Below are 1,350 nucleotides of genomic sequence, written 5' to 3'. Positions count from 1 at the left end.
TGGGCAGTGTGAGAACTTCCATCCTGGAAGACCTCGACGTCTATCCACGAACCAGCCGCCGACCCTCGACTACACCCTCAACTGCGAAGAGCCCGATATCTCATAAGCGGGCGGGGTGAGGAACCGCACCACCACGAGGCCTAAATATCCCATAATGGGCCAGGCCAGGAGCACAGGCAGGAGCTTTAGCAAGGAGCGCTTCCATAGACGCGCATCACCACGAGAGTATTTATTGATAGCACTTTGCCCTAGCGCAACGTTGAGGCTGCTTAAGGCCAACATTGGACGACGAATAACTTGGTACTCAGCCGCCGTGCGGAGCCCACTAATTGAGGTCAACAAAGAATCCGTTGCGCCGCCCAGAGCATTTACAGCCTGATACGCCACAAGGCTTGCGATATTGCGCCAAGAACCAGCAAAGAGCAATTCCCACTCTTGACGAAATGGGTGAGCCATCTTGCGCCGCCTCCTAACATCACAAAAGAGGAAAGGGAAAGATGCGAAGCTCGAGGAAATCCCGCTGATCAAGAGCAGCGATGCTGCAGTAAGCTCAGACGTAAGCGTCAGTACGGCTACCGAGGCGATGCAGAAAATGACAAAGTTAAAAAACTGTAGGCGGACAAGGGGCACCGGTGAGTCACCATAAATGCGCGTACTAACCGCATGCGAGTAGGCCCCCTGCCCAAGAAGCAGCACGCCGACGCAAGGGCCCAAGTCTGAGTCAAACAGGAGCCAGACTATCGAGACGGCAGAAGCTGCGGCAATCAGGATGACCAGTCGGCCGGCGTTGAGGAAGTTCACTGATTGGTCTTCGTCGCGATTCAGTTTCACCAGATGGGGGCGACTTTGCGTAATGCGCTGGGACGACACCCCATCGAGGAACTGCACGAGCGTTGTTACACCTGCAGCAATAAGCGCAAAAAGACCCACCTCGTCCGGCGAAGCCCGCATAGTGAAACACAAAAAAAGGATGTAAGTGGAGGCGGTGGACGCCAACACTCCGAATACGTACCAGAAGGAGCGACGTCGCAGAAGCCCGCTACCGCCGCCACTAGCCAAACGGCCTATTTTGAGGTTTAACATTCATATCTTTCACAAGAAACTTTGCATCCGCAAAATTGGAGGTTCCATCCGGCTTTACGGCACCAATAGCCAAGAGCAATATAATAGCGGTCGAAAACATCGCGCCACTTGGGTAGTTTAGTACAAGGGGCACTTCTGTGACGCACTGCAAAACTAGAATTGACCACATAACGGGCTCTTCGGAATCAAGGGTGTAGCGAGGGTCTGAAACCTCCGGCCTCGAGCAGGCTCCTGGCTGTGTAGTTCGCGAGGTTGCGGAAGCCGAGC

General features: G+C 54.3%; 1 protein-coding gene. It reads right to left on the bottom strand.

The features are described from left to right. Positions 1-69 precede the first annotated feature (69 nt). Entirely contained in the window at positions 70-1,083 is a 1,014-nt protein-coding gene (locus tag ACIQCN_RS15255; RefSeq protein ID WP_400611738.1) for a hypothetical protein, read from the bottom strand. Positions 1,084-1,350: the final 267 nt, after the last annotated feature.

This window comes from Pseudarthrobacter sp. NPDC092424 (assembly GCF_044754925.1).
GTDB lineage: Bacteria > Actinomycetota > Actinomycetes > Actinomycetales > Micrococcaceae > Arthrobacter.
Note: the sequence above shows the minus strand (reverse complement) of the source record. Positions and strands in the feature narration are given on the sequence as shown.